Origin of the sequence: Burkholderia multivorans ATCC BAA-247, assembly GCF_000959525.1 — a bacterium.
Classification (GTDB): Bacteria; Pseudomonadota; Gammaproteobacteria; order Burkholderiales; family Burkholderiaceae; genus Burkholderia; species Burkholderia multivorans.
In genome coordinates this window covers 933,180-955,242 of the sequence record NZ_CP009831.1, presented here as the reverse complement: position 1 = coordinate 955,242, position 22,063 = coordinate 933,180, and the positions used below count along the sequence as shown (strand labels likewise).

At 66.1% G+C, this 22,063-nt stretch carries 20 protein-coding genes; 9 read left to right on the top strand and 11 right to left on the bottom strand.

Annotated features, from left to right (window positions below):
- Positions 1-204: 204 nt before the first annotated feature.
- The gene (locus NP80_RS06560) at positions 205-474 is read left to right on the top strand and encodes a hypothetical protein (protein WP_006403923.1); all 270 of its coding nucleotides are present in this window, start codon (positions 205-207) and stop codon (positions 472-474) included.
- A 370-nt stretch (positions 475-844) separates the two neighbouring features.
- Here the strand turns inward: NP80_RS06560 and NP80_RS06555 are convergent, their stop codons facing one another.
- From NP80_RS06555 to NP80_RS06545, 3 genes are all read right to left on the bottom strand, one after another.
- Positions 845-2,029 (bottom strand): fumarylacetoacetate hydrolase family protein, encoded by a 1,185-nt coding sequence (locus NP80_RS06555; protein ID WP_006409892.1) that lies wholly within the window; start codon positions 2,027-2,029, stop codon positions 845-847.
- A gap of 24 nt (positions 2,030-2,053) precedes the next feature.
- Positions 2,054-3,835 (bottom strand): IlvD/Edd family dehydratase, encoded by a 1,782-nt coding sequence (locus NP80_RS06550; RefSeq protein ID WP_006403926.1) that lies wholly within the window; start codon positions 3,833-3,835, stop codon positions 2,054-2,056.
- 181 nt (positions 3,836-4,016) lie between these two features.
- A complete protein-coding gene (locus tag NP80_RS06545) occupies positions 4,017-5,018 on the bottom strand; it encodes a LacI family DNA-binding transcriptional regulator (protein WP_006409885.1) in 1,002 nt (333 codons plus the stop codon).
- 364 nt (positions 5,019-5,382) lie between these two features.
- Between NP80_RS06545 and NP80_RS06540 the strand changes: the two genes are divergently transcribed.
- On the top strand, positions 5,383-6,735 hold the full coding sequence (locus NP80_RS06540) for an MFS transporter (protein WP_006409882.1): 1,353 nt from the start codon (positions 5,383-5,385) through the stop codon (positions 6,733-6,735).
- A 293-nt stretch (positions 6,736-7,028) separates the two neighbouring features.
- On the opposite strand, the gene NP80_RS06535 is transcribed toward NP80_RS06540, so the two are convergent.
- Complete coding sequence (locus NP80_RS06535) at positions 7,029-7,433, bottom strand: RidA family protein (protein ID WP_006409886.1); 405 nt, start codon at positions 7,431-7,433, stop codon at positions 7,029-7,031.
- Between the two features lie 103 nt (positions 7,434-7,536).
- Between NP80_RS06535 and NP80_RS06530 the strand changes: the two genes are divergently transcribed.
- Positions 7,537-8,475 carry a LysR substrate-binding domain-containing protein gene (locus tag NP80_RS06530; protein ID WP_006409879.1) on the top strand — a complete coding sequence of 313 codons (939 nt, stop codon included), beginning with the start codon at positions 7,537-7,539 and terminating at the stop codon, positions 8,473-8,475.
- Positions 8,476-8,617: 142 nt separating this feature from the next.
- Here NP80_RS06530 and NP80_RS06525 read toward each other — a convergent pair whose 3' ends face one another.
- Complete coding sequence (locus NP80_RS06525; RefSeq protein WP_006403932.1) at positions 8,618-9,271, bottom strand: HD domain-containing protein; 654 nt, start codon at positions 9,269-9,271, stop codon at positions 8,618-8,620.
- A gap of 186 nt (positions 9,272-9,457) precedes the next feature.
- On the opposite strand from NP80_RS06525, the gene pdxR reads away from it, so the two are divergent.
- From pdxR to NP80_RS06505, 4 genes are all read left to right on the top strand, one after another.
- On the top strand, positions 9,458-10,870 hold the full coding sequence (gene pdxR / locus NP80_RS06520) for a MocR-like pyridoxine biosynthesis transcription factor PdxR (protein ID WP_006408482.1): 1,413 nt from the start codon (positions 9,458-9,460) through the stop codon (positions 10,868-10,870).
- Positions 10,871-10,988: 118 nt separating this feature from the next.
- Positions 10,989-11,414, top strand: coding sequence for a cupin domain-containing protein (locus tag NP80_RS06515; protein ID WP_006409898.1), 426 nt, complete (start codon positions 10,989-10,991; stop codon positions 11,412-11,414).
- Positions 11,415-11,439: 25 nt separating this feature from the next.
- Positions 11,440-11,895, top strand: a complete 456-nt coding sequence (locus tag NP80_RS06510) for a carboxymuconolactone decarboxylase family protein (RefSeq protein ID WP_006409901.1) — start codon at positions 11,440-11,442, stop codon at positions 11,893-11,895.
- Positions 11,896-12,133: 238 nt separating this feature from the next.
- A complete protein-coding gene (locus NP80_RS06505) occupies positions 12,134-12,685 on the top strand; it encodes a 4-hydroxylaminobenzoate lyase (protein ID WP_006403937.1) in 552 nt (183 codons plus the stop codon).
- A gap of 199 nt (positions 12,686-12,884) precedes the next feature.
- Here NP80_RS06505 and NP80_RS06500 read toward each other — a convergent pair whose 3' ends face one another.
- The 3 genes from NP80_RS06500 to NP80_RS06490 form a co-directional block, all read right to left on the bottom strand.
- Positions 12,885-13,592 (bottom strand): nitroreductase, encoded by a 708-nt coding sequence (locus tag NP80_RS06500; RefSeq protein WP_006403938.1) that lies wholly within the window; start codon positions 13,590-13,592, stop codon positions 12,885-12,887.
- Positions 13,593-13,689: 97 nt separating this feature from the next.
- Positions 13,690-14,679 (bottom strand): LysR substrate-binding domain-containing protein, encoded by a 990-nt coding sequence (locus tag NP80_RS06495; RefSeq protein ID WP_006409888.1) that lies wholly within the window; start codon positions 14,677-14,679, stop codon positions 13,690-13,692.
- A gap of 208 nt (positions 14,680-14,887) precedes the next feature.
- Entirely contained in the window at positions 14,888-15,790 is a 903-nt protein-coding gene (locus NP80_RS06490; RefSeq protein WP_006409877.1) for a DUF72 domain-containing protein, read from the bottom strand.
- 243 nt (positions 15,791-16,033) lie between these two features.
- On the opposite strand from NP80_RS06490, the gene NP80_RS06485 reads away from it, so the two are divergent.
- Positions 16,034-17,863, top strand: coding sequence for a RecQ family ATP-dependent DNA helicase (locus NP80_RS06485; protein ID WP_006409884.1), 1,830 nt, complete (start codon positions 16,034-16,036; stop codon positions 17,861-17,863).
- 110 nt (positions 17,864-17,973) lie between these two features.
- Entirely contained in the window at positions 17,974-19,071 is a 1,098-nt protein-coding gene (locus NP80_RS06480; protein WP_006409876.1) for a patatin-like phospholipase family protein, read from the top strand.
- A 69-nt stretch (positions 19,072-19,140) separates the two neighbouring features.
- Here the strand turns inward: NP80_RS06480 and NP80_RS06475 are convergent, their stop codons facing one another.
- The 3 genes from NP80_RS06475 to NP80_RS06465 form a co-directional block, all read right to left on the bottom strand.
- Complete coding sequence (locus NP80_RS06475; RefSeq protein ID WP_006399691.1) at positions 19,141-19,410, bottom strand: DUF4148 domain-containing protein; 270 nt, start codon at positions 19,408-19,410, stop codon at positions 19,141-19,143.
- A 119-nt stretch (positions 19,411-19,529) separates the two neighbouring features.
- Positions 19,530-20,750 carry an MFS transporter gene (locus tag NP80_RS06470; protein ID WP_006409896.1) on the bottom strand — a complete coding sequence of 407 codons (1,221 nt, stop codon included), beginning with the start codon at positions 20,748-20,750 and terminating at the stop codon, positions 19,530-19,532.
- Positions 20,728-22,047, bottom strand: a complete 1,320-nt coding sequence (locus NP80_RS06465; protein WP_006399689.1) for an MFS transporter — start codon at positions 22,045-22,047, stop codon at positions 20,728-20,730. The genes NP80_RS06470 and NP80_RS06465 overlap by 23 nt, the downstream gene beginning before the upstream one ends.
- Positions 22,048-22,063 lie beyond the last annotated feature (16 nt).

Sequence of the window (22,063 nt, the reverse complement as noted above, 5' to 3'; positions counted from 1 at the left end):
TTAATTCCGGGAACAAAATTTGTTACCTGAAAACGACCGTGGCACTATTTAATTGTTTTGACGGATTAAGCAATCCCGGCGAATATTCGCGTCACCCGCCAGTTAGCAGTTCCCGAAAACATCGCTAGTGGAAACAAAAAACGTCTTATAGGCCGGGCGCCTCACGCTGCTTCACCACTGTTTTTAACGATTCAAGGGGAAGACATGACGCCTTTGTCACAGAGTCTGCGTACCAAGCAGTCAACAAACGTATCCAACGCGACGCCCGTCTTCTGGAAGTCGGCGCCGCTCGTCGCCGAACCGGAAGAGCCGAAACCGCCGACGCCGGATCTGCGTGACTTCTTCGCCGCCGCGGCCCTGCAGGGCCTGCTGTCGCGCGACGCCGGCCGCAACGTGTCGACGATCGCCGACTACGAATCGAAACGGGCGGTTTGTGCGTACCGGCTGGCAGACGAGATGCTGAAAGCGCGATAAAGAAAAGCCGGTTTTCGCACGGCGGATGCGCAATCGCCGACTCGGGGGACGGGAATGGAAATTGCGCAATCCGTACGGTGAAACGACACCCCAATCGCTCGGTTTTAATATGATGATTGGGGTGTTTTTCATTGATGAACGATTATATGAACCGGTGATGACGAGAATATCCGGTTATTCGATTTTGCTTATTCCCGGTATCCGCAAACGATTCAAATGGCGCAGCGTTTCGCCGCGCCGTATCGGCAGCCGATAATCGGCGCGGTTTTGCATCGCGCCGTTCCTCCGAACCAAGACTTTCCTTTCGCGAATGCGCCGCTCGGCTGCCGCACGCGTCGTGGTCCGTCGCCACGGCGAACCGGCCGGCCGGTTACTGCGCACCCAGCAGCCCGCGCTGCGCGAGGTTGCGATAGAGCGCGCGCACGCCGAACGTCCACGGCGCGACCTCCGTGCATCGCTTGACCGTATTGACGAGCGCACCGAGCTGCGGCGCCGAGATCGTTACCACGTCGCCGACGTGGTGCGTGAAGCCGCCGCCCGGCGTGTCGCGATCCGCGATCGGCGAGAACATCGTGCCGAGAAACAGCATGAAGCCGTCCGGATACTGATGATGCGCGCCATACGTTTGCGCGACGAGATCGGTCGGATCGCGGCTGATCTCGCGCATGTGGCTGATGCCGTCGAGCACGAAGCCGTCGTCCGCGCCTTCGACGCGCAGCGACACGCTCGCGCTGCGCACCGAATCGAGCGTAAAGCGCGCATCGAACACGCGCACGAACGGGCCGATCGCGCACGACGCGTTGTTGTCCTTGCACTTGCCGAGCAGCAGCGCCGAGCGCCCCTCGATGTCGCGCAGATTCACGTCGTTGCCGAGCGTCGCGCCGACGATCTCGCCGCGCGCGTTGACCGCGAGCACGATCTCGGGCTCCGGGTTGTTCCAGACCGATGCCGGCAGCAATCCGACGTCCGCGCCGAAACCGACCGCCGACATCGGCTGCGATTTCGAGAACACCTCGGCGTCGGGGCCGATGCCGACTTCCAGATACTGGGACCACGCGCCGCGCCGCTGCAGTTCGTCCTTCAGCCGCATCGCGGCATCGGAGCCCGGCCGGATCTTCGACAGATCCGCGCCGATCACGCTGCTGATCGTGTCGCGTACCGCGCGCGCCTTCGCCGGATCGCCGCCCGCCTGCTCCTCGATCACGCGCTCGACGAGGCTCACCGCGAACGTCACGCCGCATGCCTTGATCGCCTGCACGTCGCACGGCGCGAGCAGCGTCGGGCCCGCGCCGCTGCCGTCGCGCGTCGCGGCGAGCAGCGCGTCGGCGCGACCGAGCGATTCGCCGGCCGCATGGCGCACGACGTCGAGCAGATCCGCGCGGTCGAACAGATCGGCCGTCGTCGGCACCGTGCGCGTGATGTCGAACACCTCGCCGCGCCTCACGACGACGACGCTCGGCCCCGCGTGCGCGCCATCGCGGCGCCACACGCGTCCGACGAGCAGCGCGTCGTCGAGATCGGTCGGCAGACAAGCGGAAACAGGAAGCGTATTCATGGCGGTATTCCGTCGGTTAGCGGATCAATGGGAATGACGCGGCTCGCCGCGCTCGGCTATCACCTTCAGATACAAGGTCGCGGGCTCGAGGCAGCCGCCGGTCGACAGTTGCCCGACGAACTGTCGATACAGTTCCTGCCAAGGCGTTTGCGACGGCGGCACCTGGAATTCGGCGGATTCGCGGCGGTGCGCCAGCTCGTCGTCCGGCACCAGCACGTCGACGCGCCGCGCGTTCAGATCGACGCGAATCCGGTCGTTCGTGCGCAGCAGCGCGAGGCCGCCGCCCGCCGCCGCTTCCGGCGACATGTTGAGGATCGACGGGCTCGCCGACGTGCCGCTCTGGCGGCCGTCGCCCATGCAGGGCAGCGATTCGACACCGCGCTTGACGAGCTCCGCCGGCGGCGCCATGTTGACGACCTCCGCACTGCCCGGATAGCCGACCGTCCCGCAGCCGCGGATCACGAGGATGCATCGCTCGTCGATCGCGAGCGCCGGATCGTTGATCCGCGCACGATAGTCCTCGGGGCCGTCGAACACGATCGCACGCGCCTCGAAGACGTTTTCCGCGCCCGGTTCGCTCAGATACGTGCGGCGGAACGCGTCGCCGACGACGGACATCTTCATGATCGCGCTGTCGAAGAAGTTGCCCGACAGCACGATGAAGCCCGCGCCGTGCTTCAGCGGCGCATCGTGCGGCCGGATCACGTCGCCGTCCGCGGCCGGTGCCGCCGCCACGATGTCGGCGATCGTGCGGCCCGACACGGTCATGCAGCCGCGATGAATCAGTCCGGCGGCGTCGAGCTGCCGCAGGATCGCGGGCACGCCGCCCGCGCGATGGAAGCTCTCGCCCAGATATTCGCCGGCCGGCATGCAGTTGGCGAGCAGCGGCACCTGTTCGCCGACGCGCTGCCAGTCGGCGAGGCTCAGCTCGACGCCCATGTGCCGCGCAATCGCAATCAGGTGCGGCGGACAGTTCGTCGACGCACCGAGCGCCGACGCGACGACGATCGCATTCTCGAACGCGTCGCGCGTCATGATCTGCGACGGGCGCACGTCGTCGCGAACCAGATCGACGATGCGCTTGCCGGTCGCATACGCCATCTGCCCGCGCTCGCGATACGCGGCCGGTATGCTCGCGCAGCCGGGCAGCGACATGCCGAGCGCCTCGGCCAGACAGTTCATCGAGAGCGCGGTGCCCATCGTGTTGCAGTGTCCGATCGATGGCGACGATGCGGTCGTCAGGCGCATGAACCCTTCGTAGTCGATTTCGCCGGCCGCGAGCAGATTGCGTGCATGCCAGATCACGGTGCCCGAGCCGACGCGCTTGCCTTCGTGCCAGCCGTCGAGCATCGGGCCGCCGGACAGCACGATCGCCGGCAGATCGACTGTCGCGGCCGCCATCAGGCAGGCGGGCGTCGTCTTGTCGCAACCGGTGGTCAGCACGACGCCGTCGAGCGGAAAGCCGTGCAGGATTTCGACGAGGCCGAGATAGGCGAGATTGCGGTCGAGCGCGGCGGTCGGACGCCGGCTTTGCTCGGCGAGCGGATGCACCGGGAATTCCATCGGAATGCCGCCGGCGTCGCGAATGCCGGCCTTCACGCGCTCGGCGAGCGCGATGTGGTGACGGTTGCACGGCGCGAGGTCGCTGCCCGTCTGCGCGATGCCGATGATCGGCCGGCCCGATTGCAGCTCTTCGCGCGTGAGACCGTAGTTCATGAATCGCTCGACATAGAGCGCCGTCATGTCGGCATGCGACGGATCGTCGAACCACTCCTGGCTGCGCAGCCTGCGCGGGGATTGCGTCATGTCTCCTTCTCCTGCTTTTCTGCTCCGGACGCGCCGGACTCCGTACCGGCCGCTTCGTCGCCGCACGCGCCGAATAGTTACCGGTAACATCAGCGCCGATACTAGCACGCGTCGGCGCGTCGCACCAAGCATCGACGATAGGAAAGCAGGCGCCGCCGCGCGACGCGATCGTCGCGCCGCGCTACGCGCTGTCGCGCTCGACGATGCCGTACTCGATCCGCACCTTCTTCGCGACGCGCGCCGATTCCGCGGCGTCGGCGTCGCCCGCGTCGAGCGCCGCGAGCAGCATCTCGCCGGTACGGCGCCCGATGCCGAGTGCGTCGACGGACATCGTCGTGATCGTCGGATGGCAGCACGACGCGACCTCGAAATTGCCGAAGCCGGCGATCGCGATGTCGTCCGGCACCGCGAGCCCGCGCCGATGACACTCCATGATCGCGCCGAATGCCGACATGTCGCTGACGCACATCACCGCCTGCGTGTCCGGCCATTGCGCGAGCAGCGCGGCCATCGCGGGGCCGCCGTGACTCATCGTCACGGGCGCATCGCCGAGCCGCACGACGCGCGGAGCGAGGCCGAGCGCCTTCATCTCCTGCTGATAGCCGCGCAGCCGCTCGAGGCCGCGCCGGTCGAGATCGCCGGCGCCCGCGAGAAAGCCGATACGCCGATGTCCTTTGCCCGCGAGGTAGCGCACCATTTCGCGCGCGGCCTTCGCGTTCGAGAAGCCGACGACGCGATCGACCGGATCGGCCGGCCAGTCCCACATCTCGACGATCGGCACGTCCGTGCGCTCGAGCAGTTGCCGCGTCGTGTCGGTATGCTGCGCGCCCGTCAGCGCGATCGCACGCGGCTGATAGCGCAGCAGCTGGCGCACCAGACGTTCCTCGCGCTCGAGCGAATAATCGGTGTCGCCGATGAGCAGCTGCAGGCCGTGCGGTTCGAGCGCCTCGGTCAGGCCCTGCACCGTATCCGAGAAGTTCGAACTCGACAGCGACGGCACCAGCACCGCGACGAACTCCGAACGCCCGGACGACAGCGCGCCGGCCGCCGCATCGGCCACGTAGCCGAGCTGCTCGATCGCGCGCTGCACGCGCTCGCGCGTTGCCGCCGACACGCTGCGATCGGCAAGCACGCGCGAGACGGTCATCTTCGACACGCCGGCCAGGCGCGCGACGTCGGACATGCGGGGCGGTGTGGTCTTGGTAGCGGCGGCGGATTTGGCCATCGACGATCGGAGCGGGGTTGAAACGACCGTATGATAGCCGCAAGCGGCGGCCCGCCGGCATCGCGGGCGAGTGTCGCCGCAGCGTCGCCCCCTCCTCTCACCCTCGCGCTGCGCAGCCTTGGCGGCCGCTTCGCACATCGATATTCATGTCGCGTATCCACGGCATGCGCGGGTAATCCCGAATCCCGATCGCCACGCAAACCGCACCGATCCGGCTTGCCGCGGCCGACCGCGCGTGCTACTTTAGTTACCGGTAACATTTCAGCCGGGCAGCCAACGTGCGCAACGCTCCGGCACACAAGTACAAATCCGGAGACACGTCATGCCCATACTCACCGAGACCGCGGCATCGGCCGCGCCTGTCGACGAAACCGAAGAGCGCGTCTATCGCAAGGTGCTGCGCCGCGTGCTGCCGCTCTTGCTGCTCTGCTACGTGGTCGCGTACCTCGACCGCGTCAACGTCGGTTTCGCGAAGCTGCAGATGCTCGATTCGCTCGGCCTCAGCGATACCATCTACGCCGTCGGCGCCAGCATCTTCTTCTGGGGATACTTTCTGTTCGAAATCCCGAGCAATCTGTTGCTGCATCGCTACGGCGCGCGGTTCTGGATCGCGCGGATCATGATCACGTGGGGCATCGTCTCGTCGTCGCTTGCGTTCATCGCGCCGCTCGCGCGGTTCTTTCACGTCGAAGCGTCGACGATGTTCTACATCCTGCGGTTCCTGCTCGGTGCATGCGAGGCCGGTTTCTTTCCGGGCGTGATCCTGTACATGAACTATTGGTTCCCTGCGCGCCGCCAGAGCACCGCGATGTCCGGCTTCCTGATCGCGATTCCGGTGAGCCTCACGCTCGGCGGCATCGTCTCCGGCTGGCTGATGGAAAACACGCACGGGCTGCTCGGCCTCGGCGGCTGGCAGTGGATGCTGCTGCTCGAGGGCATTCCGTCGATTCTCGTCGCGTTCGTCGTGCTCGCGTTCATGGGCGACGGCATCGCGTCCGCCAAGTGGCTGTCCGCGAGCGAAAAGGCGCTGCTGCAGCGCAATCTCGAACAGGAAAGCACGCGCAAGACGCACAGCATCGGCGCGGCGTTTCGCAATCCGCACGTCTGGCTGCTCACGTTCATTCTGCTCACGTTCAACACGGGCTTTTACGGGCTCGCATTCTGGTTGCCGTCGATCATTCGCGCGTCGGGCGTGCAAAGCCCGCTGAGCATCGGGCTGCTGACCGCGATTCCGTATCTGAGCGCCGTCGTCGCGATGCTGTGGAATGCCGCGCATTCGCGCCGTACCGGCGAGCGGCGGCTGCATGCGGCGATTCCGGCCGGCATCGGCGGCGTCGGACTGATGCTCAGCGCGTTCTTCGCGAGCAACGTGCCGCTGTCGATCCTGTTCCTGACGATCTCGACCTGCGCGATCCTCGGCCTGATGCCGATCTACTGGACGTTCCCCGGCCAGATTCTCGCCGGCACGGCCGCCGCGGCCGGCATCGCGCTGATCAACTCGATCGGCAACCTGTCCGGTTTCACCGGCTCGATGATTACGAGCGTCGCGAAAAACCTGACCGGCAACATCAACAACGGCACGTATGCGCTCGGCGCGTGCCTGCTCGTCAGCTGCGTGCTGATTCTCGCGATTCCGAAACGGCTGCTCGACAACCGCGTCGACGAGCGGGAGTGACGTCGGCGGGTCGGCATTCGGCGGTGCGGCGAACGCGTGTCGAACGGTTCGCGGACGCGCACCTGCCGGGGAAATATGCGCGCTTGCCGGAACGCGGCGCGCATTCGCGTTTGCGTCCGATCGGCTAACGCAACGCCGAAAGCTGCACGCTCCCTTCTTCTTCGATCGCCTGTGCGTCGTCATCGACGCGGCGCACCGCGCGGCCGATGCGTCATCGATCGGCTTCGATGCCGGTTGTCGCGTTCGCGAATCGTCTGCTTCAACTGCCGCCGCTCGCTAATACGGCGGCTCGCTCACCCGGCCGACCTCGAATCCGAGACGACCGCAATCGCTTCGACTTCGATCAGCGCATCCGGCGAAAACAGCGCGGACACCTCGACGAGGCTCTCCGCCGGATACGGCGCGGTAAACCATTTCCGCCGAACATCGACCATCTTGTCGAGATACGACATCGACGACAGGAATACGGTCGTCTTCACGACGCGATCCATGCCGGAGCCGGCCGCCTGCAGCACGCGTGCGAGATTGCCGAACGCGCGCTCGGCCTGACGGTCGAAGTCGCCCGGCCCGTCGATCTCGCCATCCTCGCCGATCGCCGGCTGGCCGGAAACGAATACGAAGTCGCCGACACGGATTGCCTGTGATAATAGGAACGGCGCATAAGGGTCCGGATTCGTGTGGACTTGCTCGATTTTCATGCGGATCTCCCGATTCGGTTCATCGTGGGGACGGCAGTATCGGTCGAGCGCCCGCGCACAACAAATGGTCAATTCTCACCCGACAGATGAGCCGTTCTAATCCATGCGCAAACTCCCTCCCCTGAGCGCGCTGCGCGCGTTCGAAGCCGCGGCGCGGCGCGGCGGCTTCAAGGCCGCGGCCGAGGAGCTCAACGTCACGCCGACCGCGATCAGCCACCAGATCCGCCAGCTCGAGGACTGGCTCGGCGTGAAGCTGTTCGAGCGCCGCACGCGCAGCGTGCGATTGACCGAAGGCGGCACCGCGCTGTTTCCGGCGCTGCGCGACGGGCTCGACAGCTTCGAGCGCGCAATCGAAACGACGCGAAACCTCGACGGCGGCAAGGTGGCGACACTGACCTCGACCGTCGCGTTCACGGCCAAATGTCTCGCCGCGCGCGCGGGCGGTTTCCGCGCCGCGTATCCGGACTGGACGCTGCGGCTCGATGCGACCAACGCGATCGTCGATCTCGACCGGTCCGCCGACGCGTCGATCCGGTACGGTCCCGGCTACTATGCGGGGCTCGTGTCGGAGCTGCTGTTCAAGGATCATTTCGCGCCGGTGTGCCGCCCGCATCTGGCGATCGCGACCGCGCAGGACTTGCAGCGCGCGACGTTGATTCACTTCGACTGGGGCGCGCCCGTTCGCGACGATCCGCGCGCGATCACGTGGGCGCACTGGCTCGACGCGGCGAGGATGTCGGCCATCGATCCGAACGCGGGGCTGCGGTTCAACGACGAGATTCATGCGATGCAGGCGACGCTCGCCGGACAGGGTGTCGGCCTGATCAGCCTGACGCTCGTGGCCGACGAACTCGCCAACGGTACGCTCGTACAGCCGTTCGATCTCGCGCTGGAGAGTTTTCAGTACGACCTCGTCTACAGCCCGCGGTCCGCGAGCCGACACGCGACCGGGATATTGAAAAGCTGGGTGCGCGGGGAATTTGCGGACGCGCATGCGCGGGTGTCGGGTTGCGGCGTGCCGTGCGAGGCCGCGGAGGATTGACGCGGCGCATCGGCGCGCCGCAATGCCCCGATCGGCGGACGTCGAAAGCTGCCCCGCTCATCATTTGCCAACGGCAGCCGGGCCTGGCGCCGCGTCGCCGCGCGGACCGCCCCGGAAGGCCCCGATGCAAGAGCCTGCGCAGTCAGTGGCAATCGCACACCCAGCGCGAATTCAGCATGACGCTGCACATATTCACCCTGACGAACCGAGGATCCTTGTGTGCAAGAAAGTCGTCGTTGAAGGTGCCGAACGTCGTTTCCGGACGGTGCTTCATCCCGTCGTAGAACGCGTCGATCATCTTGTTCGCAAAATCGGCTTCGCGCGGATACGCGGCGACCACCGCCGCGCGCTGCTCGTCGGTGAACTGCTCGAAGCCGCGTCCGGCCACGTCCATACCCGCGCCGGCCTGCACGAGCGCAATTTCGCCGTGCATGTGCTCCGGAATGCCCGGCGTCGTGTGCAGCGCAACAGCGGTCCACACCTTCTCGATGTCCGCGTCCGAGATGCGATGGCTCCGAAGGAAATCGCGCGCCGCATTGGCGCCGTCCACTTCGAAGCGAAGCCGGCTGTCGCGATAGGCGGACGTCAGCCCGATGTCGTGGAACATTGACGCAACATAGAGCAGTTCGGGATCGAACACGATGTTCCGGCGTTGTCCGAGCAGTGCGCCCCACAGGTATACGCGCGCCGAGTGGTTGAACAGCAATTCGCCCTCGGTGTCGCGGATGAGTTGCGTGACCTCGCGCGCCAGCTGGCTGTCGGGGATCACGGCGTCGATCGATCCATTCGTCTGCACGGTATCTTCCTTCGTCTGTTCGCTCGATTGGATGCGGCCCGCTCGAGCAGGCCGCCGAAGCCGACGGCCGAAGGCGGTCGCCGGATTCGGGCTGCGGCCGATTGGCCGCGTCGATACGACAAAGTACGCTTCCGTCCGGACAGCAAACAGTCCCAAGATCGAAAAATCGAAATGCACCATCGACCCATGACGACGCTCTCCATTGGCCTCGACCGCTCCGGACGCACGTCGCTGTCCGCCCAGATCTACGGCTCGATCCGCGATGCGATCGAGTCCGGCAAGCTCGCTTCGGGCGCACGGCTGCCATCGTGGTCCGATCTGGCCGCGCAGCTCGGCGTGTCGCGCGGCACCGTCCGCGCCGCTTACGAGCGCCTGATCGACGAGCAGTTCGCGATCGGGCTCGGCGCCGCGGGCACGCGCGTCGCCGAGCGTCCCGCGGTGCCGGTCGCGGCCGGCTGGTCGCCGGAGGCGCCGCCCCTTCCCGACCTGTTCGCCGGATTCGGCAACGCACCGCTGCCGTTTCAGATGGGCGTGCCGTCGCAGGCGGCGTTTCCGTTCAAGCTTTGGTCGCGCGTGCAGGCGCGCGCGGCGCGGCGCGCATCGGCGGCGCCGGTCGGCTACCCCGACCCGCGCGGCGATCCGGACCTGCGCAGGGAAATCGCCGCCTATCTCGCCGTCGCGCGCGGTCTTCGCTGCAGTCCGTCGCAGGTATTCATCACGGCGGGGTTCTCGGGCGCGCTGGGCCTCGCGATCCGCGGGCTCGGAGTGGAAGGCCGACACGCGTGGATCGAAGACCCCGGCTTTCCGCTCACGCGGACGGCGCTCGGTCTGGCCGGCATGACGGTCGCCGCGGTGCCGGTGGACGCGGACGGACTCGATGTAGACGCCGGCATCCGGGATACGAACGACGCGGCGCTGGCCGTCGTCACGCCCGGCCAGCAGGCCCCGCTCGGCGTGACGATGTCGCTGGCGCGGCGGATTGCGCTGCTTGCATGGGCACGACAAAACGACGCGTGGATCGTCGAAGACGACTATCTGAGCGAGCTTCAGTTGACCGGGCGTGCGGCGCCCGCGCTTGCGTCGCTCGATCAGGACGGGCGCGTGCTGCATATCGGCAGCTTCAGCAAGACGCTGAGCCCCGCGCTGCGTCTCGGTTTTCTCGTCGTGCCGCCGGACATCGCGCGGCGCTTCGGCGACGTTGCAGCGTGCCTCGCACCCGCGCCGGCCGCATGCGCGCAGCACGCAGTGACGGAGTTCATCCAGGACGGACACTATCTTCGGCATTTGCGCCGAATGAAGCGGCTGTACGCAGCGCATCGCGAGGCGCTGCTACGCTGTCTGAACGAGCAGCGTTCGACTGCGATCGCGGTTCAGGCGACGGCCGGCATGGCCGTGGTGACGGCGCTGCCGGCCGACGTGTCGGACGTCGATATCGCGATGCGTGCCCGCGCATGCGGGCTGTCCCCGGTCCCGCTGTCGCCGTGGTACATGGGCGCTGCGCGCCAGCAGGGCCTGCTGCTCGGCGTGACGAACCTGAACCACAGCACGCTTGCCGACGATTGTCGCCGCCTGCTCGCGCTGGTTCGCGAGCATCGCTGACGCACCGGCCACGACTGCACTCCGACGGCCGCTTGGTACAAAGAAAATGTTCATTCCTGGTGCTTTTTCGTGTTCCTTTCGCACACGACAATGGGGAACCTCAACGAGCCAGACAACCATGAACATTCGGAACATTCAGTCGATTGCAACTGCCGCATGCGCAGGCATCGCGTTCGGCATCGCGGTGCCTGCCGCGGCGCACGGCACCGGTGAAACCGTCACGCCGAACTTCCGGCACGCGATTCCCAACCTTCCCGGCAAGACCTTGACGGCCGTCGTCGTGGACTACGCGCCGGGCGCAGCATCGCCGGCGCACCGGCATGCGGGCTCCGCTTTCATCTATGCGTACGTGTTGTCCGGCGACATCGAATCGCAGGTCGACGACGGCCCGACGCGCGTCTATCACACCGGCGAAAGCTTCTTCGAAGCACCGGGCGCGGTGCATCGCGTCAGCCGCAATGCGAGCACATCGCGGCCGGCCCGGTTGCTCGCGGTATTCGTCGCCGACAGCGACGACACGGTCCTGACCACCCCGGTCAAGTAAATCCCCTTCTTTCAGGAGTTACCTCATGAGCAAGCGTCTCGATTACAACCAGATTGCGCCCGCGGGAGTGAAAGCGCTCGGCGGCGTCTACGGTTATGTGATGCAGAGCGGGCTGTCGCCAGTGCTCGTCGATCTCGTCTATCTGCGCGTGTCGCAGATCAACAACTGCGCGTACTGCCTCGACATGCATACGCGCGACCTGCTGAAGAAGGGCGTGAAGATCGAAAAGCTCGCGCTCGTGCAGGCGTGGCGAGAGGCCGGCAATCTGTTCGACGAGCGTGAGCGTGCGGCACTCGCGTGGGCGGAGTCCGTCACGCTGGTCGCGACGACCGGCGTACCGGACGACGCATTCGAAGCGGCACGTGCGGTATTCAGCGAGCGCGAGCTCGTCGATCTCACGATCGCAGCGAGCCTGATGAACACGTACAACCGGATGGCGATCAGCTTCCGCAACACGCCGCAGGCCGTGCTGGAGCAGTGACGCGCGGGCACCGCGGGTCGGCATCGCGCGGCGAGGATCGACCTCGCGATCCTCGCGCGCGATGCGCACCACTTCCTGCATGCAGCCGCTGCGGGCAATGCACGGCATGCACGACGCTTCTGCAAGACTTTCGCTTCATCAACCGGCTTCGACATGGCATCTTCGGATCGCTGAAGCACGCCCGACGCGCGCATGAGCAGCGGCGACGTGCACGGCGATCGAACCAAGGAGAAAGCGAATGTCCGAAGCATCCACTGCACACCCGCGAGATCAGCTGATCGCGCGTTGCCTGCCGTTTCTCGAAGAAGTCAAAGACATGACCGCGGGCACCGAGGCGGAGCAATGGCTCAACGCCAGGTACGGCGTCGAAAGCGCGTTGTACAAGGATCTTGCGCGCCTGATTACGCTCGGCGTCGAACAAGGCTGGGCAGCCGACGTCGAAATCGCCGGCCCGAAGTATCGCCGCGCGCGACTCATGCCGCCCGTCGCCGAAACGTTCTATTTCAGCATCACGGCCGTGCTGATGGACAGTACCGGCAATACGCAACGCAACCCGGAGCACGCATTTCGCGGCGATTATCACGCGCATCCGTATGGCGAGTTCAATCTCGTCGTGCCGCTCGACGACGGCGCGGCGCTCGCGGGCCCGAATGGATGGTGTTACGGCGGCTGGACCGCCCCCGCGCCCGGCAGCCATCACTTTCCGGAGGCCAAAGGCGGTGCGGTGATCGCGCTGTTCTTCTTGCCCGCCGGACGAATCGCGTACGACGTCAAGCCGCCCGCGCACTGAATCGTCGATCGATGCAGGCGTCGCGTGACGCTCGCATCGATCGACCGAAGTCGGCCGATGTGCGCCGACGATCGCGCACTCGCACGCTCGTCGGCCCGCGCATTGTCCGTCATCGGATCCAATCGAAAAGCCCGAACAGGGTCGCGAACGACCATGTTCGGGCGCGTGGGGTCTTCAACCCGTCGATGGCCGGGCCGCTTCAGAACCCGTGAAACGATGCGAACGCTTCAACGGGCAGCTTCGGCATCTGCGGACGCTTCTTCGCCCACTCCGGATCGCCATAGCCCATTGCCATCGTGCACACCACCAGCTCCTCGGGCGCGAGCGTCAGCTGCTCGCGAATCACCGCGTGATAGCGCGCCAGGAATTCCTGCGTACACGTGTCCAGCCCGCGCGCCTTGGCCGCGAGCATCACGTTCTGGATGAACATCCCCAGGTCCAGCCAGCTTCCTTTCTCGAGACGACGATCGATCGTGAAGATCAGTGCGACGGGCGCGTCGAAGAACCGGCAGTTGCGCGCCGTATTCGCCGCGCGCGCGGCGGTGTCCTGCGGGCCGATGCCGAGCGAACCGAAGAACACGGCGCCGAACTCGCGTCGACGCGATGCAAACGGTTCGGGCAGCGGCTCCGGCAGGTAACGATACTCGGACGCGTGATCGTCCGGCGAAGTCGCGTGCGCGGTACCGAGCGCATCGACCAGCCGCTCCTTCGCGGGTCCGGCGGCGACGTGAACGCGCCACGGCTGCACGTTCGCGCCGGTCGCCGCGTAGCGCGCGGCGTTGAGAATGCCCTTCACGACGGCCGGATCGACTTCGCGATTCAGATAGAACCGGTTCGCAAACCGGCTCATCATGATCCGTTCGAGTTCGGTCAGTTCGTGTGCGGTTTCAATATCGTCGGTGAACATGGAGTCGCCCTTCGTTGAATGCGTTGTCGCAGGCTACATGAGCGATCCACGTCGAAGAAGTGCATTTTTCTTAACAGCGAAATGCATCGCATGCAGCTCACCGTGTCGGTTGCCGGCCGTCCCATGCGGCGTTCGCGGCCGCTACGTCGTGCGCCGCGTCCGCAAGCCTGTCTCGCAGCCACGCGTGGCCCTGATCGTCGGCGTGCCGCTCGTGCCAGATCATCTGCAGCGCACGCGTGGTCGGCTCCCACGGCAGCTCCGCCGCGTGCACGAGGCCCGACAGCGCGAAGAACCGCGCAAGCGATGCCGGCACGATCGCCGCCGTCTGCGTGCCGGCGAGCAGGCTCGGGATCGCGAGGAAGTGAGGCTGCACGATCCTGAACGCCGGCCATTTGCCGATCGATTCGAACGCGGCGACCAGCGCAGCGCGGTCGAACATCTCGGTCCGGCGCGTCAGCCCCCGTTCGGACAGAAAGCCGTCGTCGGAACCGCCGGTCGACACCACCATCAGCGGCAGAGCAGCGAAGTCCCTCAGCCCGATTTCCCGTTCGGCGAGCGGGTGATCGGCGGCGATCACCATCATGTCGCGCTCTTCCAGCAGCACGCGTTGCTGAATACGCGGCGGCACGTTGGAAAACGATCCGAGCGCGATCTCGACCCGGCCGACGTCGATCTGCGTGGTCAGGTCGATCCGGCTCGCGGGCAGCACCGTGACGTTCGCGTGCGGCGCGTCGGTCGCCAGCGCACGAAAGAACGGTGGCAGCAGCACCGCGGTCATGTAGTCGGTCGCCGCGATGCAGAATTGCCGCTGCGTGCTGCCGGGATCGAACTGCTTCGGCCCGATGGCACGCTCGACGATCACGAGCGCATCGCGCACGAGCGGCGCCATCTCGAGCGCGCGCGCCGTCGGCTCCATGCCGGTGGCCGTCCGCACGAACAGGTCGTCGTTGAGAAATGCACGAAGCCGTGACAGCGCGTGGCTGACGGCCGACGGACTCAGATGGATCGCCTCGCTGGCGCGCAGCACGTTGCGCTCGCGCAGGATCGCATCGAATACACGAAGCAAGTTCAGATCGAGATTACTCATTGCTTTACCCCGCTTTGGCGTCAGCGGCCGGTTCGGTGAGCGCTGAACGATTCGTTTTGACCGGATGAAATCCGGGCGGCGGCCGTGCGACGTCCGCGTTCATATAGCACATGGGATCGTTGCAAAGATAGCGGAATGCCGGGAAGTACGAACGGGACCGGGCATCCGGCATCGCGCGCGTCGCCTGCCGGCCCAAGCCTTTCCCCAATCACGGCCGGGCGCCCGCCGCATCGACCATCCGCATCATCGTCCGCGCATTGCGCTGCGCGACATCGCGGTAGCAGTTATTGAACAACACGTGCGTCTGCGCAGCGCGCCCGGCAATTGCCGTGATCGGCCCCGCCAGATCTCGCAGTTCGTCGTCGCTGTACTCGTAGTTGAACCGCTCGGCCACCGTCGCCGAGCCGTTCCAGGTCGCCGCGTTGCGGCCATGCAGCCGCACGATCGCGAGCTCGCTCGACGTCGCCTCCCACACCGAGTGCACGCGCTTCGTCACGCCTTCCGGCGCATCGACGATCACGTGCACGATCCCGTGCGCGCGCTCCATCGCCAGCGTCGACTCGCGATGCTTCTCGTCGAACCAGCTCTCGTGCCGGAATTCGAATGCGGTGAGCAGCGGATGCATGCGCTCGGCGCAGTGCTCGACGTGCGCGCGCGACTTCGGCGCCGCGGTCACCCAGTGCGGAAACTGAAACAGCACGGCGCCGAGCTTGCCTGCGTCGTGCAACGGCCGCAGCGCCTCGAAGAAGCGCGACCACAATTCCTCGACGATCGGCGCCGGCACGTCCTTGTAGTAGAGGTTCTTTTTGCCGGTGCTCGGCAGCTCGGCCTGCAGATCCTTCGGAAAGAATCTCGGCTCCGTCTGATGGCCGGTGAAGAGCCGGAACGCCTTCATGTCGAACACGAAGCCCGGCGGCGTCCGCTCGACCCAGAGCGCACTGTTCGTCGCGCTCGGCATCGCGTAGTACGACGAATCCACCTCGACCACCGGAAACACGCTCGCGTAATACCGCAGCCGCGCCTCCGCGCTCTTGAAGCCGGGCGGGTAAAAAGCGCCGCATTCGATCAGCGTCTTGTCGGCCCAGGAAGCCGTCCCTACGAGTATCGACATACGCGTCTCCGGTTAAGCGACGGTGCGCGGGCGCTCTGCGCGCTTCGTTCCGCGTTCGCTGCCCGCGGCAAGGGTTGCCGCGCAAGCGTACGCAAACCGCCGCAAACAGACAATTCGCGCTGTCCCGCAATCGCGCCGCCGCAAAAATTGCGCCAGCGCGACCGCTGCATAGCCGGCGTGGTGGCGCGCGCTCCTGCGTGCGGCACGCGCCTTGCGACAGCCTTCCCGCCTTCACGGACGGGGATGCAGATGACGCTGGATACACGGCTGCGCGACCTGCGCAGGACGATGCGCGAGCGATTCGGGATTGGCCGCCTGCGCGGCGGACAGGAGGCCATCATCCGCAGCGTGCTTGCACGGCGCGATACGCTGGCCACGATGCCTTCCGGCGCCGGCAAGTCGCTCTGCTATCAGTTGCCGGCCCTGCATCTGAACGGCGTGACGCTCGTCGTTTCGCCGCTGATCTCGCTGATGAAGGATCAGGCCGACAAGCTGCATGCGCTCGGCATCGACTGCTTGCTGCTGAACAGCACCCTCAAGCGCAAGGACGAACAATCGGCGTTGCAGGCGTTGCGCGACGGCCGCACGCGAATCGTCTTCGTGACGCCGGAACGACTCGCGCAGCCCGCGTTCGTCGACGTGCTCGCGGGCGGCACGCGCGTGCCGGTCGAACTCGTCGTCGTCGACGAAGCGCACTGCGTGTCGAAGTGGGGCCATGATTTCCGGCCGGCCTTTCTCGACATCGCGCATGCCGTCGACACGATCGGCGGCCCGCCCGTCCTGGCGCTGACGGCCACCGCGACGCCCGAGGTCGTCGACGACATCGTGCACGCACTGCGGCTGCGCGACCCCACGATCGTGCGTACCGGGACGTACCGGCCTAACCTGCACTACCGCGTCGTACACACCGGCGGCGGGCACGGACGCCGCGAAGCCGCGCGCGCGCTCGAACTCAAGCAGCAGCGCCTGCTCGATCTGATCGGCGAACTGCAGGGCGCGGGCATCGTCTATGTCGCGACCGTGCGCGACGTGCAACGCGTATGGGCGTGGCTGGCGGCGAGCGGCGAAAGCGTCGCGCGCTACCACGGGCGGATGCCGGCCAGGCAACGCCGTGACGAGCAAGACCGCTTCATGAACGGCGACGCGCGCCTGATCGTCGCGACGAACGCCTTCGGCATGGGCATCGACAAGCCGGACGTCCGCTTCGTCATCCACTACCAGATCCCCGGCAATCTGGACGCGTATTACCAGGAAACCGGGCGCGCCGGGCGCGACGGCGAAGCCGCCGACTGCGTGCTGCTGTTCGACCTCAACGATCGCCGCATCCAGCAGTTCTTCCTCGCCGGGAAGTATCCCGATGCCGCACTGGTATTGCAGGTGTTCGATGCGATCGCGGCAGCGACCGGCGACGCGCAGCAGGAAGCCGCGTCGCCCTCGGCTGGACCGGCACGCACGCCGCTGTCGGGAAAAGCGCTCGCGGAAAAGCTGACGGACGTTCCGTCCGGCAAGCTCGACGTCGCGCTCGCGATGCTGATCGACGCGCGCATCGTTCAGCGCGACCGCCAGCATCGCTACCGGTTGCGCAAGGGCGCGGCGCCGACGCAACTGCGCGACGCGATTCCGGCGGCCGCAGAGCAATTCCAGCAGATGCGCGAACGCGATCGCAAGGCATTGCAGCAGATGATCGATTACGCGCAAAGCGGACGCTGCCGCTGGCGACTGATGCTCGAGTACTACGAGGAAGACACGAAGATCGAACGCTGCGGCACTTGCGACAACTGCCTGCATCCGCCGCATGTCGAGCCGCTACCCGAAGTGCATTCGCCGGCCGCGATCGCGCGCCGCCGTGCCGAGCGCGTGGCCGAGCAGACGCGCGGATGGTCCCGTGGAGAGAAAGCGCGCGTCGCGCGATTCGGTGTCGGCGAGGTCGTCATGGCGACCGACGAGCAGGTCGCGATCCTGTTTCCCGATGGCAACGTGCGCACGTTCGTTGCGGGTCGCGTGCGACATGTGCTCGATGCCGAGCCGCGCAATCGCAACGTGGGAAGCACATCGGCACGTGAGGACACATAGCGCGCCGGCCGGCGGCACGGCGCTTGCGGCTCGCATGCGGGCGAACGGCGCGGTCGCGTCGTCTTCGTTGTTCGCACCGCGCTTGCAAAACGATGGTCAAAGGAACCCCCATGCAGACATCAGCCAGCACTGAAGATCATAGGCCACATGTCGCGCTCGCCCTGCAAGGCGGCGGCGCGATCGGCGCGTTTCAGGCGGGCGTGCTCGAGGCGCTCGATACCGCCGGCGTGCACATCGATGCGTGCTGCGGCGCATCGATCGGCGCGATCAACGCGGCGCTGTTCTTTGGCAACGAGCCTGCCTGCAGGATCGAGCGGCTGCGCGCGTTCTGGGATGCGATCTCGGTCCCCGACGGCTTGTCGCATGCGGTATCGGTCGGCTGGCTGCTGCCGTTCATCGACGATGCGACGATGCGGCGCGCGCTCGCGGAAGCGGAGCAAGGCTACGCGATGATGGCCGGGCTGCCGGGCTTTTTCAGCCGCCGGCTCGTGGTGCCCGTGCTGCGCGGCAACGGCAACCCGGCCAACGCGAGCGTGTTCGACATGCAGCCGCTGTTGCGCACGCTCGCGGCACTGTGCGATTTCGATCGTCTCAATGCAAGCAGTACGCGCGTGAGCGTGGTGGCTACGCACGTCGCGAGCGGCGACGCGCATTTTTTCGACAATCGGGACACGCGTCTGGACGTGACGCGCATCGCTGCATCGAGCGCGCTGCCGCCGTGGTTTGCGCCCGTGAAGATCGACGACGAATGGTACTGGGACGGTTCGCTGTCCGCGGGCCTGCCGCTGAAGCGCATCGTCGAAACGGCGCCCGCGGACAGACCGACGGTCGTGCTGCGCGCGGATCTCTGGAGCGGCGAAGGCGCCGTTCCGGACAACATGACGGATGTCGAGATCCGGCAGAAAAACATCCTGCAGGCGAGCCGGGCGGCGCTGTTCGAGCAGGGATGGCGCGATGTTTCGGAACTGCAGGCGACGCTCGCCCATGCGCTGGAGCGCATCGATGCACGCGCGATCGCCGACGATCCTCGGCTGGCGCACGCCGCATCGCGGCTGCCGCGTCACGCGCTTCGGATCGTGCCGGTCGACTACCGCAGGACGCAATGCGAGACGCACTTCAAGGACGGCCAGTTCGGCAAGGCCGCGATTGCGGAGCATTGGGAGAATGGGCGGCGCGCGGCGGAGGCCGTGTTGGCGGAGGTGGGTTGACGATGGCGGGGAAGAACGTGGACGTCGCTCGCCGTCCTGTCGGCTGGAAGCCGTCGATCGCCCGCACCGTCATTTTCCCGACTGCGCCGTACCCTTCGGATCCGGGCCATACGCCGTCGCGACCTTGCGTTGCTCCTCGAGCCTCGCTTCTGCCTGCTGAAGGCTTTCACGGCATTCCCCTGCCGGGCAATCGGCGAGCGGGTTATAGCCGACGCTTTCCAGTTCGGCGAGCTCCGCGCGAACCTGGGCGCGTGTGAGCGCAGCCGTGGATTGTGCGAAGCCGATGGCCGGTACGAAGACGGCGATGGCAATGACAGCAGCTTTGATCAACGAGTTCATGGTCCTACCCTTCTAACGAAACGTCAGCCGCGCACGACCGCAGCAACATGGTTAGTATTAGACCTTAAGGGTAATTACCTAGTCCATTGACTTCGTCTGCCGATGGGTTGAGCGTTCGGTTAAGTCGTGCCGCTCCCTCCGTGCAATGTGTCGCGTTCGGCGAGCGGCCGGAAAAACCGGCTCCACGCGATGCTCACAAGAACCGTCGCACATCCGCCGGCGACGACAGAGGCGACCGGACCCAACGCGGTCGCACTCAAGCCCGATTCGAATTCTCCCAGTTGATTGCTCGCGCCAACGAAGAGCGTGTTCACCGCAGCGACGCGTCCGCGCATGCGGTCCGGCGTTTCGAGCTGAATCAGCGTTTGCCGGACGACGACGCTGACCGTGTCGGCCGCGCCCGAGACCGCGAGCAGCGCAAGCGACAGCAAAAACGAGCGCGACAACCCGAAGGCGGCAATGCAGACGCCATACGTCGCGACCGCAACCAGCAGCTTCTTGCCGACCCCATTGCCGATCGCCCGGCGTGACAGCACGAGGCCGACAGCGAGCGCGCCCACGGCGGGCGCCGAGCGCAACAAGCCGAGGCCTTGCGGCCCCACGTGCAGAAGTTCCTTCGCATACACCGGCAGCAATGCGGTGGCGCCACCAAACAGCACGGCGAACAGATCGAGCGAGATGCCGCCCAGCAACAACGGATGGCTCCATACGAAGCGCAAGCCCGCAAGCACCGAGTCGGTCGTTACCGGTTCGCGCGGCGGCGCGACGTATTCGTAGCGGATCAAGGCATACATCACCGCGCTCGTGCAAAAAAGCGTCGCACAAGTCAGATAAAGCGCGTTGATGCCGGTCGCGAACAGCAGGCCGCCAAGCGCAGGACCCACGATCACGCACACCTGCTGGACCACCGTGCTCAGCGCCATCGCGCGCGCGAGCAGGTTCTGCGGGACGAGCATCGGCAGCAGCGCCTGCTGCCCCGCCATCTGGAATGGCCGGATCGCGCCCAGTAAGAGAGACAGTGCCAGCAGCAGATCGCGTGTAACGACCTGTGTCGTCGTCGCCGCGGCGAGCACGGCGGCAACCACGGCCTGCCCGACGAGACACGCAGCCACGATCCGCCCGCGGTGCAGGCGGTCCGCACAGTGGCCGGCGAGGAACGTGGTGCCTAGGCCCGGAACAAACTGAAACAGGCCCACCAGCCCGAGATACCACGCACTCAGCGTCAGCTCATACATGTGCCAGCTGACGGCAAGCATCAGCATCTGCTGCGCGCTGATGGCGCCCGCTCGCGCAGCGAGGAACTGGGCCAGCAGACGACTAGCGGACGCTTTTGTTCGCATAAGCCTGTGCGCCCCGCCCGTCCTGCGGCTCCTCACATCCGCTTTCCTTGATCTTCGGCGCCCACTTGCGCCGCAGCAGCACCACCGTGCTCGTCGCGCCGAGCAACAGGAACCCGAAAATCGCCGCCATCGGCAACGTGTAACTGTGGCCTACATGCAAGAGCCAGCCCGACAGGCTCGCCGACACCCCGCCCGCGAGGCTGGTCGCCACTTGCTGCAGACCCGTGTTCAGGCCCACCGCCGGCTTGGGAATCAACGTGAGCTTGACCAGCGCAAGATTGTTTGCGGTGACGAGCCCCACCAGCGAAAGTGAAGTGACGTTCCAGAACAGCGCCGACTGCAGCGACGGCGCATATGCGCCGAAAAGCACGGTCGTACCGCCGACGAACCCGGCGACGATGAACGACTTGCGGACCAGTACCGCGTCATGGCCGCGCGCGATCAGCCGATCCGCGGCCCATCCCGCCAACGCAGCCACCAGCGCAATGCCGGCAAAGCTGAAAAACGTATAGAGCCCCGACTGCCGCAGCGAAAGTCCCCGTTGTTCGACGAGATACGCCGGCATCCAGGTCATGCAGTAGAACGCGAAATAGCTGTAGCAGAAATTGGTGATGAGGCCGCCCCAGACCACCGGGCTCGCCAGCAGGTTGCCGAGTGGCACCGATGCCGCCCGACGCTTTGCCGCCGCCAGTTCTGCTCGCGACGGGAAGTCGTTGGGCAGCAGCATCTGCCACGGCAGCAGCCATACCAGTCCCGCGAGCCCCGTGATCACGAACATCGCATTCCAGGAACTGGCCGCAATCAGCCACGCGGCGAGCGGCGCGCCGAGCGCCGGTCCCATCTTGCCGCCGATCGAATAGATGCCGAGCGCCGTGCCCTTGCGGGTCTCGTCGAAATGGTCCGCCAGATACCGATAGGTGGCGGGCACGACCACGGCTTCCGCTGCGCCGATCACGAGACGCACGAGGATCAATGCGGATAGCGTGGTGACGAGGCCAGTGGCCGCGGCCGCAAGACACCACAGCAAGAAGCACACGGAGTAAGGCCATTTCACGCCGTAGCGGTCGACGAGCCAGCCCATCGGCATCTGCAGTAGGCCGTACGACCAGAACATGGCGGAACCGAGCCAGCCGCGCTCGACGTTCGTCAGCGCGAAGTGCGCGACGAACCGATGATCCGCGAGCGCCGCCGACATGCTCGTGCGGTCGACGAACGAAATCATCAGCCCCAGCGCGAGCAGCAGCAGAACGGTCCACCGGCGCTCAGGCCGCACTGCTTCCTTTCCCATGATCTGCACGGGTCGGTCTCCGGTT

Coding starts and splice junctions, on each gene's coding strand:
- pdxR (WP_006408482.1), top strand. CDS start 9,458: ATGACGACGCTCTCCATTGGCCTCGACCGCTCCGGACGCACGTCGCTG.
- NP80_RS06480 (WP_006409876.1), top strand. CDS start 17,974: ATGCAGACATCAGCCAGCACTGAAGATCATAGGCCACATGTCGCGCTC.
- NP80_RS06505 (WP_006403937.1), top strand. CDS start 12,134: ATGTCCGAAGCATCCACTGCACACCCGCGAGATCAGCTGATCGCGCGT.
- NP80_RS06500 (WP_006403938.1), bottom strand. CDS start 13,592: ATGTTCACCGACGATATTGAAACCGCACACGAACTGACCGAACTCGAA.
- NP80_RS06545 (WP_006409885.1), bottom strand. CDS start 5,018: ATGTCCGACGTCGCGCGCCTGGCCGGCGTGTCGAAGATGACCGTCTCG.
- NP80_RS06560 (WP_006403923.1), top strand. CDS start 205: ATGACGCCTTTGTCACAGAGTCTGCGTACCAAGCAGTCAACAAACGTA.
- NP80_RS06515 (WP_006409898.1), top strand. CDS start 10,989: ATGAACATTCGGAACATTCAGTCGATTGCAACTGCCGCATGCGCAGGC.
- NP80_RS06535 (WP_006409886.1), bottom strand. CDS start 7,433: ATGAAAATCGAGCAAGTCCACACGAATCCGGACCCTTATGCGCCGTTC.
- NP80_RS06485 (WP_006409884.1), top strand. CDS start 16,034: ATGCAGATGACGCTGGATACACGGCTGCGCGACCTGCGCAGGACGATG.
- NP80_RS06475 (WP_006399691.1), bottom strand. CDS start 19,410: ATGAACTCGTTGATCAAAGCTGCTGTCATTGCCATCGCCGTCTTCGTA.
- NP80_RS06510 (WP_006409901.1), top strand. CDS start 11,440: ATGAGCAAGCGTCTCGATTACAACCAGATTGCGCCCGCGGGAGTGAAA.
- NP80_RS06530 (WP_006409879.1), top strand. CDS start 7,537: ATGCGCAAACTCCCTCCCCTGAGCGCGCTGCGCGCGTTCGAAGCCGCG.
- NP80_RS06470 (WP_006409896.1), bottom strand. CDS start 20,750: ATGCGAACAAAAGCGTCCGCTAGTCGTCTGCTGGCCCAGTTCCTCGCT.
- NP80_RS06540 (WP_006409882.1), top strand. CDS start 5,383: ATGCCCATACTCACCGAGACCGCGGCATCGGCCGCGCCTGTCGACGAA.
- NP80_RS06490 (WP_006409877.1), bottom strand. CDS start 15,790: ATGTCGATACTCGTAGGGACGGCTTCCTGGGCCGACAAGACGCTGATC.
- NP80_RS06555 (WP_006409892.1), bottom strand. CDS start 2,029: ATGAATACGCTTCCTGTTTCCGCTTGTCTGCCGACCGATCTCGACGAC.
- NP80_RS06495 (WP_006409888.1), bottom strand. CDS start 14,679: ATGAGTAATCTCGATCTGAACTTGCTTCGTGTATTCGATGCGATCCTG.
- NP80_RS06550 (WP_006403926.1), bottom strand. CDS start 3,835: ATGACGCAATCCCCGCGCAGGCTGCGCAGCCAGGAGTGGTTCGACGAT.